This is a genomic window from Candidatus Nitrosotalea bavarica, assembly GCF_900167955.1.
Lineage (GTDB): Archaea > Thermoproteota > Nitrososphaeria > Nitrososphaerales > Nitrosopumilaceae > Nitrosotalea > Nitrosotalea bavarica.
The window spans coordinates 147,716-164,480 of record NZ_FUYK01000001.1 but is presented as its reverse complement, the minus strand read 5'-3'; the positions used below and the strand labels follow the sequence as shown (position 1 = coordinate 164,480).

The 16,765-nt window shown below is 36.1% G+C and carries 19 protein-coding genes; 13 read left to right on the top strand and 6 right to left on the bottom strand.

Annotated elements, in window-relative coordinates; translation table 11 throughout:
* The first annotated feature begins 53 nt into the window (after window positions 1–53).
* From C0Q33_RS00925 to C0Q33_RS00905, 5 genes are all read left to right on the top strand, one after another.
* Window positions 54–692, top strand: coding sequence for a Snf7 family protein (locus tag C0Q33_RS00925; RefSeq protein WP_101476710.1), 639 nt, complete (start codon window positions 54–56; stop codon window positions 690–692).
* A 184-nt stretch (window positions 693–876) separates the two neighbouring features.
* Window positions 877–1,017, top strand: coding sequence for a CxxC-x17-CxxC domain-containing protein (locus C0Q33_RS00920; RefSeq protein ID WP_101476709.1), 141 nt, complete (start codon window positions 877–879; stop codon window positions 1,015–1,017).
* Window positions 1,018–1,248: 231 nt separating this feature from the next.
* Entirely contained in the window at window positions 1,249–2,127 is an 879-nt protein-coding gene (locus C0Q33_RS00915) for an electron transfer flavoprotein subunit beta/FixA family protein (protein WP_101476734.1), read from the top strand.
* Window positions 2,124–3,308, top strand: a complete 1,185-nt coding sequence (locus tag C0Q33_RS00910) for an electron transfer flavoprotein subunit alpha/FixB family protein (protein ID WP_245867267.1) — start codon at window positions 2,124–2,126, stop codon at window positions 3,306–3,308. The genes C0Q33_RS00915 and C0Q33_RS00910 overlap by 4 nt, the downstream gene beginning before the upstream one ends.
* Window positions 3,309–3,318: 10 nt before the next feature.
* Window positions 3,319–5,187, top strand: a complete 1,869-nt coding sequence (locus tag C0Q33_RS00905) for an FAD-binding protein (RefSeq protein WP_101476708.1) — start codon at window positions 3,319–3,321, stop codon at window positions 5,185–5,187.
* A gap of 60 nt (window positions 5,188–5,247) precedes the next feature.
* Here C0Q33_RS00905 and C0Q33_RS00900 read toward each other — a convergent pair whose 3' ends face one another.
* From C0Q33_RS00900 to C0Q33_RS00885, 3 genes are all read right to left on the bottom strand, one after another.
* A complete protein-coding gene (locus tag C0Q33_RS00900) occupies window positions 5,248–5,934 on the bottom strand; it encodes an HD domain-containing protein (RefSeq protein ID WP_101476707.1) in 687 nt (228 codons plus the stop codon).
* Window positions 5,935–6,310: 376 nt separating this feature from the next.
* Window positions 6,311–6,610, bottom strand: a complete 300-nt coding sequence (locus C0Q33_RS00890) for a hypothetical protein (RefSeq protein ID WP_101476705.1) — start codon at window positions 6,608–6,610, stop codon at window positions 6,311–6,313.
* Between the two features lie 240 nt (window positions 6,611–6,850).
* On the bottom strand, window positions 6,851–7,066 hold the full coding sequence (locus C0Q33_RS00885) for a LytR/AlgR family response regulator transcription factor (RefSeq protein ID WP_101476704.1): 216 nt from the start codon (window positions 7,064–7,066) through the stop codon (window positions 6,851–6,853).
* A 509-nt stretch (window positions 7,067–7,575) separates the two neighbouring features.
* On the opposite strand from C0Q33_RS00885, the gene C0Q33_RS00880 reads away from it, so the two are divergent.
* Window positions 7,576–7,815 (top strand): Lrp/AsnC family transcriptional regulator, encoded by a 240-nt coding sequence (locus C0Q33_RS00880; RefSeq protein WP_101009471.1) that lies wholly within the window; start codon window positions 7,576–7,578, stop codon window positions 7,813–7,815.
* A 103-nt stretch (window positions 7,816–7,918) separates the two neighbouring features.
* Entirely contained in the window at window positions 7,919–8,485 is a 567-nt protein-coding gene (locus C0Q33_RS00875) for a hypothetical protein (RefSeq protein ID WP_101476703.1), read from the top strand.
* 174 nt (window positions 8,486–8,659) lie between these two features.
* Here the strand turns inward: C0Q33_RS00875 and C0Q33_RS00870 are convergent, their stop codons facing one another.
* Window positions 8,660–9,292 carry a hypothetical protein gene (locus C0Q33_RS00870; RefSeq protein ID WP_101476702.1) on the bottom strand — a complete coding sequence of 211 codons (633 nt, stop codon included), beginning with the start codon at window positions 9,290–9,292 and terminating at the stop codon, window positions 8,660–8,662.
* 403 nt (window positions 9,293–9,695) lie between these two features.
* On the opposite strand from C0Q33_RS00870, the gene C0Q33_RS00860 reads away from it, so the two are divergent.
* The 5 genes from C0Q33_RS00860 (at window position 9,696) to C0Q33_RS00840 (ending at window position 14,447) form a co-directional block, all read left to right on the top strand.
* Entirely contained in the window at window positions 9,696–10,205 is a 510-nt protein-coding gene (locus tag C0Q33_RS00860; RefSeq protein ID WP_101476701.1) for a hypothetical protein, read from the top strand.
* 25 nt (window positions 10,206–10,230) lie between these two features.
* The gene (gene pdxS / locus C0Q33_RS00855; RefSeq protein ID WP_101476700.1) at window positions 10,231–11,199 is read left to right on the top strand and encodes a pyridoxal 5'-phosphate synthase lyase subunit PdxS; all 969 of its coding nucleotides are present in this window, start codon (window positions 10,231–10,233) and stop codon (window positions 11,197–11,199) included.
* Window positions 11,196–11,813, top strand: coding sequence for a pyridoxal 5'-phosphate synthase glutaminase subunit PdxT (gene pdxT, locus C0Q33_RS00850; protein WP_101476699.1), 618 nt, complete (start codon window positions 11,196–11,198; stop codon window positions 11,811–11,813). Before pdxS ends, pdxT begins: the two co-directional genes overlap by 4 nt.
* Before the next feature lie 71 nt (window positions 11,814–11,884).
* Window positions 11,885–14,167: an aconitate hydratase gene (locus C0Q33_RS00845; RefSeq protein ID WP_101476698.1), complete on the top strand. Its 2,283-nt coding sequence runs from the start codon at window positions 11,885–11,887 to the stop codon at window positions 14,165–14,167.
* 46 nt (window positions 14,168–14,213) lie between these two features.
* Window positions 14,214–14,447 carry a hypothetical protein gene (locus C0Q33_RS00840; RefSeq protein ID WP_101476697.1) on the top strand — a complete coding sequence of 78 codons (234 nt, stop codon included), beginning with the start codon at window positions 14,214–14,216 and terminating at the stop codon, window positions 14,445–14,447.
* Here C0Q33_RS00840 and C0Q33_RS00835 read toward each other — a convergent pair.
* Window positions 14,440–15,438 carry a zinc-binding dehydrogenase gene (locus C0Q33_RS00835; protein WP_101476696.1) on the bottom strand — a complete coding sequence of 333 codons (999 nt, stop codon included), beginning with the start codon at window positions 15,436–15,438 and terminating at the stop codon, window positions 14,440–14,442. The two genes, C0Q33_RS00840 and C0Q33_RS00835, sit on opposite strands and share 8 nt — an antisense overlap.
* A gap of 115 nt (window positions 15,439–15,553) precedes the next feature.
* On the opposite strand from C0Q33_RS00835, the gene C0Q33_RS00830 reads away from it, so the two are divergent.
* On the top strand, window positions 15,554–15,949 hold the full coding sequence (locus tag C0Q33_RS00830; protein ID WP_101476695.1) for a hypothetical protein: 396 nt from the start codon (window positions 15,554–15,556) through the stop codon (window positions 15,947–15,949).
* Between the two features lie 188 nt (window positions 15,950–16,137).
* On the opposite strand, the gene C0Q33_RS00825 is transcribed toward C0Q33_RS00830, so the two are convergent.
* Complete coding sequence (locus tag C0Q33_RS00825) at window positions 16,138–16,584, bottom strand: hypothetical protein (protein WP_101476694.1); 447 nt, start codon at window positions 16,582–16,584, stop codon at window positions 16,138–16,140.
* Window positions 16,585–16,765 lie beyond the last annotated feature (181 nt).

The window sequence follows — 16,765 nt, the reverse complement described above, 5'->3', positions numbered from 1 at the left end:
TGTGAACCGTATTTCACACCTGAAATTAAAAACCAATTATTTTAGTGATATTCATGACATCATTTGGAAATAACTGGCAAAAGCCACAAACACCAAGCATTGGTGAAAAATTTCATGATGCACTAAAACCACAAGGAGCGTTAAAACCAAGACTAGAGAATGGAATAAAAAGACTCCAGGCTCAAGTTGGAAAACTTGATGGAATGATTACAAAACTAAAACAAAAAGATGAAAAGTTATTCAAAAGAATTGTAATTGCAACACAAAATCACGATATTACTACAAGTAAGGTTTTATCAAAAGAATTATCCGAAGTTAGAAAAGTAACAAAACTCTTAGGAAATGCCAGAGTTGCTCTTGAGCAGATTGAGCTTAGACTTACCACATTCCATGACCTGGGAGATACTGTAGTAACTATCATGCCAACAATAGGCTTGATGAAGAACCTAAGATCCTCGCTTGTTAAATTCATGCCTGAAGCTGACCATGAGCTATCTGGAATGACTGAAATGCTAGGTGGTCTTATGACAGATACATTCCACAGTGGAGACTTTGGAATTGACTCAGAAGCTACAAGTGAAGAATCAGAGAAGATTCTTCAAGAGGCTTCGGCAGTTGCAGAGGCAGCAGTCAATGACAGATTCCCATCAATGCCTGCAGGTCAATCTTCTATCTCCGAGCATAACGTCTAAGACTATTTTCAGAGATAGTTATATAATAGAAATATACCTTGAACTTCTAATAGCCACAACTTGCAACTATTGTAGTGTAAATAGTTTGAATCGGTGGTTCTAGATACTTTTTCTATGATTTATGGTATATAGCGTGCCTATTATCACATGTACAGTTAATACACAGGGGCTAACACCAAAGACCATGTCGTCAATAGATAGAGAAATGTTTCCTACTACATGTGCAGACTGTAAAAAAGAAACACAGGTTCCTTTCAAACCAACAGAAGGCAGACCAGTATATTGCAAAGAATGTTTACCAAAACATCGCCCAGCACGCTTTTAGGCTGAAAGACGCTTAAACAATTTTTTTTATTTCAATCTTAACCTATGTCATAATTTAGACATAAAACATACCATATGCAAAAACCTAAGATCTTTCTGTCTTGACTCCAATCATGTTTTTCATCTTGATATTTTAAAGCAACTATAAATGATAGCATTTTAATTTTTATGTAGTGTTCAAGAAACTTTCAAATTACATTTTACCTATGATAGTTACAAAAGGCGATAAATGTTGACACCTCTAAATATTGCAGTAATTGTCAAGTTAGAGCCAGACTTCTCGGAAGGAAATGTAAGTTACAATCCAGATGGAACTCTTAATCGAGCTGAGACTAAAAATATTCTAGGTCCACATAGTGCTCTTGCTGCAAGTGCTGCATTTTATTCAAAGGTAAGATACGGAGCACATGTATCAATAGGAACAATGGGTCCTCCAAATGCCGATTTAATTCTTCAGAGCGCACAGCAGATATCTGATGCAGACGAGACTTACCTTTTCAGCGATAGAATTTTTGCAGGTGCCGATACTCTTGGCACTGCCGAATTACTAAAGGCTGGAATCCAAAAGATGCAGGGAAAGATGGATCTAGTATTTTCAGGACATAGAGCCTCCGATGGAGAGACTGGCCAAGTTGGACCGCAGACTGCATGGAAACTCGGGTTTACATTTCTTGGCAATGTTATTGATTATGAAGTAGATGTAGAAAAAAGAACTGTAAGAGCCAAACGCTCAATTCGACTACAGGGATTTCATGATATTATAGAAGAGGTTGAGGCTCCACTGCCAGTCTTTATCGCAATTGACCCTTCATACAAGTCTGTATTCAATACTGCTTCACAAAGACTAGCTTGTGAAAAATATAAAAAAGAGGCAAACGATAGAGCACAAAATTTCAAACAATACCTCAAAGTTTTAAATGCAGAACAACTTGGAGCAGACCCAAAACTCATAGGACTAGCTGGTTCTCCAACTATTGTATTCAAAGTAGAAAAGATTCCAAAAGGAAAAGCTGGCAGACAGGCAGAGGTGGTTGATGGTTCTAGCAAGGAAGAGATGGGAAGAGTTGTTGCAAGGCTACGTCAAGCATTATCTACGATGGTGATAAAATGACAGACGGAGATTATAGGCATCTATATGTTGTAATGGAACAAGAAGAAGGAAAATTAGTTCCAGTAAGTCTTGAGATGCTCTGTGAAGCAAGAAGACTCATGGATGATTTTAATATCAAATATTCTTCTAAAGAAAAAGTTGTTGCACTGCTTCTAGGAGATGGTGTCAAAGAAATCTCAAAAGATCTTATTGAACATGGTGCAGATGTTGTAGTACTTGTAGATAATCCTGAGTTGCGTTATGTAAGAAATACAATTTACACCAAGTTGATTGCCCAGATTGTAACAGACCAAGATGTAGCAGCTAAAATTGAATCAGTCGATGTTGGTAATTTCAAAAAGCCTCGCTACATGTTCTTTGCAGCAGATAGTGTGGGAAGACATCTTTCTTCCACTGTTATGGCCGAGCTTGATTCTGGTCTTGCATCAGATATTAACAAACTTGTAATCGAGGATCTTCCACTAACCCACCAAATTAAAACAGCAGGTAAGCCTCTTATATATGAAAAAACACTTGAGATGTATAGGCCTGATTTTTCAGGCTTTTTGTGGACTACAATTCTCTGCCTTGATAATAGAAATCCTACCATTGAGAGAGATTATCATCCACAGGCATGTAGTATAATACCTGGAGTTTTTGAAACTAAAGAAGCTGATTCTAGTAGAAATGGTAAAGTTATCGAGTATTCTCCAAGATTTGACCAAAAGGATCTATTGGTTAAGATTCTTGATCGTAAAATTATAAAAAGCGAAGTTGATTTTGATGCCTGCAAAACCATTGTAAGTTTTGGTCGGGGAATCAAGGAATCTCCAGAAGAAAATGTCAAACTAATAGAACAACTTGCATCAGAATTAGATGCAGAGATTGGAATATCTCTACCGTTGTCAAAAAAGCCAATTTCAATCAATCAAACAATTGATTCAAAATATTTTATTCCAGACAGAGTGATTGGCAGTAGTGGAAGAAAGGTAAGTCCAAAGTTGTACATTGCAGTGGGTATTAGTGGAGCAATACAACATCTTGCTGGTATGAAAGATTCTGAATTTGTTCTTGCAATAAATCCTGATGAGAATTCTCCAATAAAAGATGAATGTGATATGTTTATCAAAGGAAAAATGGAAGATGTACTTCCACTATTAATTGAAAGTCTTAAAACACAAAAAAAGGTCGTCCAAGCATAGGTGATGGATATTGGAAAAGTATGATGTTGTAATTGTTGGTGGAGGTTCTTCTGGACTTGCAGCTCTGAAGCAGTTATCAAACAGAGGCAAACAGGCTATTCTTTTGGAATCAGGTGGTAAGGTTGGTTCAAAGAGTGTCTCAGGAGGAATACTCTACTCAAAAAAACCAAAGAAAGCAAATGTACACAATGTTGAGGATGTCTATGAAAATTTTCTTACTGATGCTCCTGTAGAGAGAAAAATTACAAAATACATTTTACATTCTACCTCAAAGGACAAGGTCTTTTCGATGGACTTGACATCGGCTCATGAGTATGAAGCAAACTTTGGGTATTCTGTTCTTATGAATAAATTAAACAAATGGTTTGCAGATCAGGCAAACGAGAGCGCTCAAAAATACGGTGGGGGAATTATCCCGGGAGTACATGTCAGAGATATAAAATGGGATGGCGATAAAACAATAATCTATACTGATGAACTTGAAGAGATTCAAGCAAGTGCAGTTATTGCCTCTGATGGAGTAAATTCTGAAATTGCAAATATTACAGGTGCTAGAAAAAAATTCTCTCCAAGTGAATTATACCAAGGCGTAAAAGTGGTAGTAAAATTACCAGAAGATATAATCAATGAAAGATTTGGAGTTAGCTCACAAGACGGTGCAGCTCATCTATTTGCAGGAGATGTCACTCTAAATCACATTGGTGGAGGATTTGTTTATACCAATAAAAATACCTTGTCTGTTGGCGGAGTTTATCATTTGGATTCCTTGCTTGAAAATCCGGTTGAGCCATATGAGATGATAAATGCTCTTCTGAAAAATCCAATGATAAGTGAATTTGTCAAAGATCAAGTACCTGTAAAAAAAGAAATAGACAAGAATCTATCGAAAGAAGAACAAATTCGAATTCGCTTTGCAACAACTAAACTAATCAAGTCATGGCAGGAAACAAGGGACGCAGTCCTTTCTTCAAGTGGTAGGGACAGGCTAATCAAAAGTGGAAAATATGCCTCTGAAGATGAAATACGAACACAGTTGTCTTCACTTCAAACTCAGATGGCTGACAAATATGGAGTTACACTTGAGACCGATTACGTAGAAGTAGAATATAGCGCAAAACTCATTCCTGATGGAAAGCGAGGCAGAATGAAAAATCCTTTCATTAAAAATGTCTTATTTACAGGCGATGCAGCTGGTAGAGGAATATTCATTGGACCAAAAATAGAAGGTCTTAACGTAGGAATTGATGATGCAGTAAGAGCCGCAAATACTATTGCAGACGCCCTAGAAAAAAATAACTTGTCTCATGATAATCTTGGCAAGTCATATTCCAACTCTTTAGAAGAAAGTCATTATACTAAAGATATGAAAGAGATAGACAAAGACTACCTAAAGATCTTCCTAGATACTGCAAAAGATATTCCAAGAGATATACTAAGTTCAAAATATGGCATGGTTATCAAACTGATGTCAAATGACACTCTGAGAAATTTTTCAGTAGGATTTGCAAATATTTTAGGCTATGAAAAATTATTGCCACTAGTCGAATCAGAAGAGACCTATGTCAAAGTTCCAATGGAATTAGCCGACAGATTGGGCGAAAAGATTACTTCTTCTTATACTATGAGCATACCGTCTATTGCTACAAGAATTGGAAAACTAAATTTCAGCGATGACGAGATGTCTCACATCAAAGTAATAAAACCAGCAAGTGACTTTATGAAAAAAATGGTGACACTGTGTCCCACAAGATGTTACTCTATAGAAAACGATAAGGTGATGATACAACATGAAGGGTGCATTGAATGTGGGACATGTTATGAAGAAACAGATTGGAAACATACGCGTGGAGAAAAGGGAATCACATATCAATATGGCTAAAATCTAGATTTTTTATTATCTGTAATTTTTTTAGATTGGATATTTTACAAATGATTTGATTTATCTAGTAATCAAGTCAGGCGTGTTTTTTTCTATTTTTCGTAGCTGTTCATATGCATCCCTGATATATGCATAAAAGTCAGGCATTGCGGGGTCTAGCATTGTATATGCCAAGTAAAAGTCTTCGGCCTCTCTTACATACCTCTTAATTTTTTCATTCCCTGGAATTTTGGAAATGAATCTCATGTTGTTTAATCGATCTGCCAGTTTAACGACCTTCACATCGTAATCTGATTTTGATAAAATATTACAATAATCGTGGAACCTTTCAAATTCGCGTTCTTTATTGTTAGAACCCTGGTAAATTTCTAATGGCTTTGTCTTGAGAGTTGTAGCCAGCTTGTTAACATAATAACCAAATCTATGCTCAAAGTACGCATCAAAACCATATGTCTTTGAAGCATACAGGTCTAAAATTCGTTCATCATCTTCCAAAATATCATGTAACATGGCAGAAACTATCTGGGTGCTTGTCACAGATCTATTTACTGACATGTAATGTCTTATCACATCCATCGTGACTGGCCAAATGTGAGTTTCAAGAAAGGAAGAAGTACCATCCTCTCGTTTTACTCCAGCATGTGCCTCTTTTGCCAACTCTATTGCGCTTTCAACAAAATTAGCTACGTGGAGATTGGTTTCTTTTTCAATAAGTGGTATGATATTATCAGTTTTGATCGATTCCATGTTCTATTTACTAACGCTATACTGATTGAAAAATATGATCATTTTTGTGTTATACGTAAATTCTATGAAATTTACAGATCCTTTATTATTTAGAAAGTGCATAATGTGTCAGTGGTTGAATTAATACTTGATTTCAAACCTTGTAAAGTATGTGAAACCATGATGGCACAGTTAAAGGACAACTCTAACTGGGTTAATCAGATTGAAAAAAATCACTCTATTTACCAATTTATTTTACATATATCTCAAGGTCACAATTCCCCATTTGTCTCCCCAATAAAAGAATTGAAAATAAAAAAAGTTAATGCCTGATTCGAATATCTATACTAGATTTTTTTATTTCAAGTTTAGTAAATTTATTGAAAATAAATTCTCACTAACTAGTTGTTAATTCAGTAGGCTTGATCTTATTTTTCATATAAGGGATTAATTTTCCCATCTCTTCCATGGCATCTTCGATATTTTTCTTCTGTTGCATGCCAAGCTTGGAACCAATTCTTTGCTCATATTCAGAAATTTCTACATAGAGTTTTTGTCCCTTGTTCATAAGCTCATGTGCTCTTCTGATGGGCTCAGGGTGGTTGTTCCAACCCCAGTTAAGTTTTGAAATCTCTCCAGATAACTCGAAAATTTTAATTACCTTAAGTAGACCTTCTTCATCAAAATATTCTGTCATACAACAAGCACTTGGAGACTGTTTTTAAAGATTAGTCTGTGTCAGATACTCCAAACACGATACACTCTATTATGATGGAGAGTATTTTATACGTAATTTTAATGGACGCAGATCTTGTTTACTAGGTCCTTGATTTTATTCGTATCAAAGGGCTTGGGAAGAATTGCAGTAGCACCATACCCTTCTAATTTTTCTTCAATATTGACTGAGCCTGTAACTAGAACTACTGTTGCATTTGGATCATTCTTTAATTTTTTTTAATCCATAGAATCCGTCATATTGGGGCATTTCAATATCCATGAAAAGAATATCCGGTCTGTGTTTTTGATACAACTCTACAGCTTCTTTGCCATTTCTTCCTGTGTCTATGACATTTATGTTGCTAAACTGGAGTAATTCAACAAAACACGCAAGCAGTTCCTTGTTATCATCAATAACTATGGCATTAATTCCCATCCTTTTATGGGGATTATTTGCCTTCTATTAGTAATTAGTTTGTTTTTTGTAAACAAAACTAATTACACATACATGAAGCCAAATACGCATTATGATACATATGATGTAGAGTAAGTTTCTTGTTCTATTATAATTCCTTCAATCCCTGTGCCTAAATTGACAAAATTCTAATCAATCACAATAAATTACTGACTTGAAAATAATTATTCGCCCCAATATGCACGCAGACGGACTGGGATGATGAAAGATGATTTTTGGTCCACCCAGCCGTGCTACAGGGCACCCCGGTAATAGAACAAGATGAGGATTAAGGCTAAACGTACCAATGACTCTATGTGGGTCAGAACCGGGGGACATTCTTTTACCTATATTTTCTAAAAATATCTGCAATCAAAAGGATTTTTGAGTTTTTACACAATAAATCAGAACTTAATTCAACTATGGTGGTATAATGATCCTTGTACGAGAACGACAGATCCATTGATATATTTGCATTGTATAGGTAATGCATGGCAACAGCATATGTGCTAATAAATTGTGAACTTGGCTCAGAAGAATCTATAATTTCGCAACTCAAAGCAATTAACGGAGTCAAGGAAGTTCACGGTACCTTCGGGGCCTATGATATTCTAGCAAAGATAGAATCTCCAACAGTGGAAGCACTAAGAGAGATTATCACCTGGAAGATTCGTAAAATAGAGAAGATTCGTTCAACTCTAACCTTGATGGGCATAGAAGGTCAAAGCTAAAATCTCTGTGGAAAAATTTCCGCTCATATTTTTAAAACTATCCCAGAGGATTCTCTAATTTTTATGCAAAGACCTTTTAATTGTGTTATAATCTTTGCACCATGTGCTTCTTCACTTTATTTTTCTAGTAAAAGAAGAGGAACTAGAACCGAGACGATGGGAGTTTGAGTATGTACAAAAAATGGCCAAATTCTACAAGACCTGGATAGAAAAAACGTTTTCTAGAACAGTCGAGGTCCAAGCAGATGAGATGATAGTAAAAACTAGTGGACGATTTAGAATTGTCGATACTCCAACGTTGCTGCTAGACCATGAAAGCAGAGGAACTGATATTTTTCATTTTTATCTCACTTACTTTAGGCCAATCTGGACTGATTGTACATGTGAAGGATACTTTGCAGATAATTTTGGTATGGTCCAGTGGACCAAGAGCCCGCAACTAGATGATATCAATTATCTAATGGAGATTAACTGCCCCAAAGTATCACATGAGATAGCTCATGAATTTCTAAGACAGGCTGGATACAAAAATTACAAAGAAATAGTTCATGAAATATGGGACAAGCATCTTTTTGCATCGTTACCGTATGAGCATTACGATTCAAATTATTCCCAAACAGAAAATAACGCACTCTTTGCAACTTTAGATGCTTCGAGTCTGCATTCCTAGTATTCGCGATTTGTTTGTAATGGCGATAAAAGACTATAAGTAAGTAATTTAGAGATTTTTTATGCCAGAATTTACTTGTCCTGATTGTGGTAAGAAACTATTTCATGAAAATGAAACCACGCTAACTGTGGAAAAACAAGTACACGGAAAATTTTGCCCTGCTAAGAAAAAGCACTAGCACTTGGTAACAGAATAAATTCTGTCTTGGAAACTTGCTGTCTTGAAATCAATTTTATTTTGTGGATCTTTCTTGCGAGCTGTACTTAGTTTTTCCAAAGTAACTAGTGCTTCTCCGTCAAATCCAACTGAAGATCCGAAAACTCCTTCGGCAAGCTGATTTCCATGCTCGCCTTTTTTGATATCATCAACCATTTCATAAAACTTGATTGCTTCTCTTTTTGATGCTGCGCCACCTGAAGACTTGTTTAAACCAACTGCGATATACATGCCGTTATTTTTAACTGCGATAGGAACCTTGTAGACTTTGCCTGAATTGCCTGGAATTTTTTCGTTCAACAAAATTTCACATTTATGAAACATGCTTGAGATGTATGCAAAAAATCGATAGTTTGCATATGAACCAGATGCATCTTCATGACAATCAACAAAAACCTTGTGCAAAAGTTCAAGAGCTGAATCATTCATGCTTTGCAGACGTTCTTCAATTCTTCCTTTTCTAACCAGATCAGATTTGCAATCAGCGGCAATTTTTTCTAAAATGAAAGGAGGTAGATTATAATTTTTTAGTGTGGAGACAAAAGTTCCAGTCTTTGAAGCTCCAAATGTTGGAAAGTTTCCTCTGCTCAAATCAGTTTACCTCCAACGTTTAATATTTTAAAATTCATTCCCAATTCCCTAGCGACAATACTAGGAGCCTTTTTCCTTATAACTGTTAGGTCAAAGGAGAGATCGGATGGTGGGGCCGACCGGAATTGAACCGGCGACACACGGGTCACTACAGCTCCAAACTGTACATCATCCTAACGTCAGTGAAGCTTGTGAAACCACTGGAGCCCTTAGCGGTGATCAATGTGATCTAAACTGTCGCCATACCAGGCTAGGCTACGACCCCACGTAATGAACATAAATGCACTTGAATTTTAATTTACTCAAGTTTCTGAAGATTTATTGATGGTATAATGATACTTTAAGCGTTGAACTACACCAAATTAAGGAGTGGAAAAATTTAGTCCGTCCAATTATCATAATATTGGGAGCAATTCCAGTTTTGGCGGCACTTTTCATTGTAGTTCCAACACTTCTTAGACCTGAAATTACAAATGTTGCAGTCAATGCTGATGATGTTATCTCTATACAATACAGCAAACAACACATGAAAAAAATTTCATTTGGTCTTACACAGAACATTGGTGCTGAAACAACCGAAGTTTTGACTATCTCTAATGATGGTCAGACAAGTTATAGTTTAACAAAAGATGGCTATTCTGCGCCTGATGTGAAATATCAATTACCAAAAGAAGAGGTTACACGTATGACTGCTCTTGTTAAAGAGACCGGATTTATGGAGATTCCACAAACATCCATTCCAGTAAAAAGTGATCTAAATGAATATGACAAGTATGGACTGCAAGTTACTCTGGACGGTAAATCAGTCAATATATCATGGCCTGACCAGAATTCAACTGACCAATTTATTCCTCCACTAATTAGCCAAGTTCAAACCAGTCTAGACGGTATAATTGTAGAAATAACAAAATAAATAGCCTAATGCACGATCAAAATTTATGATTCCTCTTTCTGGTGATATTGGTAACACAAAGGGAGTAGTTAGGGAAAATGTTGGCTCGTTTGGAACTACACGAGGTACTTCTACTCTAAAACGTGGTTTTGCTCACATGCTAAAAAATGGAGTTGTGATGGATGTTACAACTGTAGAACAAGCTCAGATTGCAGAAGAAGCAGGTGCAGTTGCAGTAATGGTTTTAGATAAACTTCCATCAGATGTTAGAAAAGCTGGCGGTGTTGCAAGAACTGCAAGTATTAGAATTATTCAAGAAATTATGGACTCGGTAACAATTCCTGTTATGGCAAAATGCAGAATAGGTCATGTGTACGAAGCAATGGTTTTACAAGAAACAAATGTTGACATGATTGACGAATCTGAAGTTCTAACTCCTGCTGATGAAAATCATCACATATGGAAATGGGATTTTACAACACCATTTGTAAATGGTGCAAGAAATCTCGGTGAAGCATTAAGAAGAATAGAAGAAGGTGCAGCAATGATTAGAACAAAAGGAGAGCCTGGTACTGGAAATGTAGCAGAAGCTGTAATTCATATTAAAAATGTCAACACAGAACTACGACGCATAAAATCAATTTATGATGCAGGAGATGAGCAAGACTTGATAAGTGTTGCAAGAGAACTCAAAGTTTCATATTCTATTTTAGAAGAGACTGCAAGTTTAGGCAGATTGCCTGTTGTAAATTTTGCAGCTGGTGGAATTTCAACTCCTGCTGATGCGGCATATTTGATGACACTTGGATGTGACGGAGTCTTTGTAGGTTCTGGTATATTCAAGGCAGATGACGCAAAAGAGAGGGCTCAAGCTATTGTACTTGCAACAACATTTTGGGAAGATCCAGACAAGGTAAAGGAAGCACAAAAAATGATTGATGAGAGACAATCAATGTTGGGACTAGATACAAAGAATCTTGATCTTCGAATGCAAGAACGTGGTAGCACGGCATGAGCGGAATTAGTATAGGTGTATTGGCAGTTCAGGGAGATGTTGCAGAAAATATCATGGCAACAAAGATGGCACTAGAAGAACTTGGCCTTGAGGGTATAGTAAGTGAGGTCAAGACCCCTGAGCAGATCTCAGACATTGATGGATTGATTATCCCAGGCGGAGAAAGCACAGTAATTGGCACTTTATCGATGGTAAATGGTTCACTAAAAAAAATTAAAGAAAAAATTGCAAGCGGAATGCCTGTCTTTGGAATATGTGCAGGAATGATTATGCTATCAAAAAAGGCAAAAGATAGAGTACTTGGAGAGATGGACCAGCCATTGTTAGACTTTCTTGATGTCAAAATAGAAAGAAATGCATTTGGAAGACAAAAGGATTCATTTGAATCTGTTATATCCATTGACAAAATTGGCATCTCAAAATTTCCAGGAGTATTCATTAGAGCACCTTCTATACTAGAAACAGGAAAAGATGTAGAAATCTTGTCAAAGTTTAATGAAAAAATAATTGCAGTAAAACAAGGAAACGTCCTAGGTACTTCATTTCATCCTGAATTAACAGGTGACTTGTCACTGCACAAATACTTTGTAAATCTCATCAAAGCAAAGCATTAGGGATTTTTTAGATTCTATAACAGAAAATACCGATTATATTAAATCCAGATACGTATTATACTGGATTAGTAATGCAAATAGAAACAACTCCTGATCTAGTTTCAAAGGTTTACACCAAAATTGAAGAAAATATTGCAAAATATAGAAAACTTGTCAACAGACCGCTTACTCTGACTGAAAAAATTCTAGTTGGCCATCTTGATGATATACAAAGCGCAAAGGATCTAGATCCTGGTAAGAGCTACTCATTTCTTCAACCTGACAGAGTTGCATTACAAGATGTAACGGGACAGATGGTTATTTTACAATTCATGCAGTCTGGTCTTAAGCGAAGTATACTTCCAACAACTGTACACTGTGATCATCTCATTCGTGCTAAAGTTAGCGGAGATGTCGATATCAAAGTTGCACTAGATGAGAACAGCGAAGTCTACAAGTTTCTTGAATCGTCTTGTAGAAAATACGGAATTGGATTTTGGAAACCAGGTGCAGGAATTATTCATCAGGTTGTACTAGAAAATTATGCTTTTCCAGGAGGATTGATGATTGGAACTGACTCTCATACGCCAAACGCAGGGGGTCTAGGTATGCTTGCTGTTGGTGTGGGCGGACTTGATGCAACTGAGGTAATGGCAGGATTTCCTTGGGAACTTCTATATCCAAAAAGAATTGGTATACATCTCAAAGGTGAACTTAATGGCTGGGTTGCACCAAAAGATGTCATACTGTATGTAGCAATGAAGCTTACCGTATCAGGTGGAACAAATGCTATAGTTGAATATTTTGGACCTGGAACAAAATCAATTAGCTGTACTGGTAAAGCGACCATAACCAACATGGGTGCAGAGATTGGCGCAACATGTTCTGTATTTCCATATGATGATAAAATGGAAGTTTATCTCAAATCAACTAATCGTGGAGAAATTGCACAACTTGCAAACAAGCATAGAGAAATTCTTGTTGCAGATCCTGAAGTTGAACAAAATCCAGAAAAATATTTTGATAAAGTAATAGAAATTGATCTATCTACATTAGAGCCATATATTGCAGGTCCACATACTCCAGACCTTGCAAGACCCATATCTCAGCTTGCAGATGATGTCAAGAAAAATAATTATCTTGATACTGTATCTGTAGCTCTTATTGGAAGTTGCACCAATTCTTCTTATGAAGATATGACAAGAGCTGCATCTGTTGCAGAACAGGCAAAGTCTCATGGAATTAGTATAAAAATTCCTCTTCTAGTAACTCCAGGTTCAGAACAAATTCGTGCAACAATTGAGCGCGATGGGCAGATGAAGACTCTAAATGATATTGGAGCAACTGTTCTTGCAAACGCATGCGGCCCATGCATAGGACAATGGAATAGACCTGAGATGAAACCCGGTGAGCCAAATACTATAATCACTTCATTTAATCGAAATTTCCCTGGACGAAATGATGGTAGCAGAGAGACGATGGCCTTCATGGGTAGTCCTGAACTAATTGTCGCACTTGCACTTGGTGGGAGATTATCATTTAATCCGCTTAAAGATACTCTAAAGGGATCTGATGGAAAAGAGTTCAAACTAGAGCCTCCGAAAAAGGCACCAGAAGTTCCATCCAAGGGATTTTCAAATATAGGAGACATTTACGTTCCACCTGCAGCAAATCCAGACGAGATTACAGTTGTGATTAATCCTACAAGTGGGAGATTGCAAAAACTAGAACCATTTTTGAAATGGGACGGTAAAGATTTTGTTGAATTGCCACTATTACTAAAAGCTAAAGGCAAGTGTACAACAGATCACATATCTCCAGCAGGTGCATGGCTGTCACTGCGTGGTCATATAGATAAAATAAGTGATAATGTATTTCTTGGTGCAGTTAATGCATTTACTGGAGAAGTTGGTAAAGGAAAGAACGAACTAAATGGAAATACAGAATCATTTCCAGTTATAGCAAGACAGTACAAAGACAAGGGACTCAAATGGATTGTTATAGGTGATAATAATTATGGTGAAGGCAGTAGCAGGGAACACGCTGCCATGTCTCCAAGATATCTTGGATGCGGTGCGGTAGTTGCAAGAAGTTTTGCTCGTATACATGAAACCAATCTAAAAAAACAAGGAGTACTAGCACTTACTTTTGTAAATCCTGCAGATTATGACAAGGTACAAGAGACTGATAAAATTAGCATCCTAGATTTATCCCAGATGCAGCCAGGAAAAAATATTAAATGTATTTTATACCACAAGGCTGGAATAAAAGATGAGATTTTACTAAAGCACTCGTACAATGATTTCCAGATAAAGTGGTTCAAGGCAGGCTCTGCTTTGAATATTTTACGTGAAAGAGAAGCTCAGGCCAACTAAAAAAAGCAAGAACTAATAGTTTGAGAACCATTATTTTCTATCAGCCTTGAGTCATACATTTGATCCCAACGAACTCTACAACAGAGTAGTTCATTATTATATTGATAAAAAGGGATATTCAAAAGAGCAGGCAAATGAGATTGCACGCAAGGTTGTTGAGAGAGAAAAAAGCAGGTATACGTGTAAGAATGTTAGTTGTGGTCATGGCATGTATGATCATATAAGACACAGCGAGACTTGTCTTGTACTAGACTGTGATTGTAGACAATTTGTCAGTTAGATACTTGCAACAAAATCTTTCCAAACTGGTTACTTTTTTCCATCTTTTGATGTGCAATTTTAGCATCTTTTAGTTTGAAAACACAATCAATTGCAGGTTTGATCTTTTTTAATTTCATAAATTTGTGTAGTGATATCAATTGTGACTTTGAACCAAGATATGCACCAATTATTTGAGCCTCTTTACTGTAAAAAGCTCTAATGTTTACTGTAGCTTCCCCTCCTGTTGTGGTACCACATACAATCATTCTGCCTTTTACTTTGAGAACTTCAAGGCTTACAGGCCAAGTCTTTGCACCAACATGATCAATTACTGCATCTACTCCAACTTGATTTGTAATCTTTAAAACTTGTAATGTTATATCCTGAGTACTTCGATCTATTACAAAATCTGAACCTAGTTTTTTTGCAAATTTTATTTTGTTCTTATCTGATGCAATTGTTATGACTTGCAATCCTTTGGCTTTTGCAAGCAATATAGCTGCAGAGCCTACTCCACTGTTTGCTCCCCAGATTAGAATTGTATCACCTTTTTTACATCTTGATCTTTCTAACATGTTCCAAGCTGTAAGATAAGAGACATTGATTGAAGCAGCCTCCTTATCAGATAACCAATCTGGTTTTTTTATTATATTTCTTTTTGGAACTGAAATTAATTCAGCATAGCCTCCACTATATTTCCCAAATCCGCCTATGATTCCAAAAGATACTCGTAGTGCATTGCTGTCAAAAGCAGGATATACAACTACCTTGTCACCTTTTTTGAAACCTGAAAATCCTTCTACCAAGGTGCCACTGATATCGCAACCTAAAATATGTGGAAATGATACTTTTTTACCTATAATCCCGTTTCTTACCCAAATATCCAAGTGGTTTACTGCACAATAATTTACCTTGACTAGGACATCTCCTTTTTCAGGTACCGGATCTGGTATTTTTTCATATGACAAGACCTCAGGTCCACCATGTTTCCTAATTACTACTGCTTTCAACTGATATTTCCAAGATGGAATTATTATTTAAATAAAAAATAAAAGCAAGTTCTGCGTAATTAAATGTCCATGAATAGTCCTAATTCAAAAATGCAAGTCAAACAAGTTGGAAAATATGATTGATTTTCATGATTCTTTAGCAGTCCTTTCAGTAATCGTTCTAATAATATCCATAGGTATTGGTGGAATATACTATATTGACAAGACTATGCGAGATAGAAAAAATCGAACTCCTATTTTTGGTAAATTTCAAAGAACTAGATACGGAGATGGGTCATGGTCAATATTACTTCATTCACCTAGTAAATCTATGGCAAGATGTAATGTTACATTTAGAGACGTTCCACTTTTTGAAAATGGATCAAATCTTTACGAAAAAAGTCTAGCATTGGAGGAAGGTATGGCATTTCTCATACCTCATGCTTCTGAAAATGATGATGGATTAATAAAAATCAGAGATGGAAAAATGGTTTTAGTTAAAGAAAAATTTAACACAATTCCAATACGCTAATAGAATTAACTCTTACCTTGACAAAAATAGATGAAACCATATCTCTCCATTTGTACAGAACCCTGATTATTGGATATTTTATAAGAGATCTAGCCATGTATTTGCTTTATATGTAAAAAAATAAAAAATTAGGAAAAAGAGTTTTGTAGCGAGTCTTACAATATTTGAATTAAAAAGAAAAGGAAAATCTATGGATTTCGTACCGGCTTCCAAGATGAAAACCATGACTGGATTATGCTTGTGTCCATAGTTGTAAATGCCTTCAAGTTGTCATGAAATGTCTTCATGTTCTGTCTTGTTGCATCTATTGCAGTTATTAGCGCCTTGTTCTGCAGAGAATTGGTTTTTACAAACTCATCTGTTGCATCGTTGATTGATTTTAGATAAGACTGGGGAAGATTTGATCCTAATCCACTCTTTGTTACCATTTCTTGCTGGAATGCCATTGTATTATCTATTGTATTCTTGCATACCAAGATAAACTCCTGCTGCAGTTGAGAAATAGCGTCCATGCATTGCGTTACATTTTTCTCGATTTCTTCAAAGTAACGGGTAATATTTTGTCTGTATACTGCATAGATTTCTCGGGTCTCTGGCTTGCCTGTCTTCTCGCTTAACATCTCTGTTTTACTCATGACATTATTGTACTTCATAATCTCATAAACAGATTGACAATAGAATCATTAGAACAACATAAGATATGAAGTGAATTATTTACTATATGATTATTTTAGAAATATCACTAGCAAAAAAGAAAAACGAGTTTTATATCTAGTCTTATAGAACTAGTTAAAAAATAAAAAAGAAAAAAAAGTT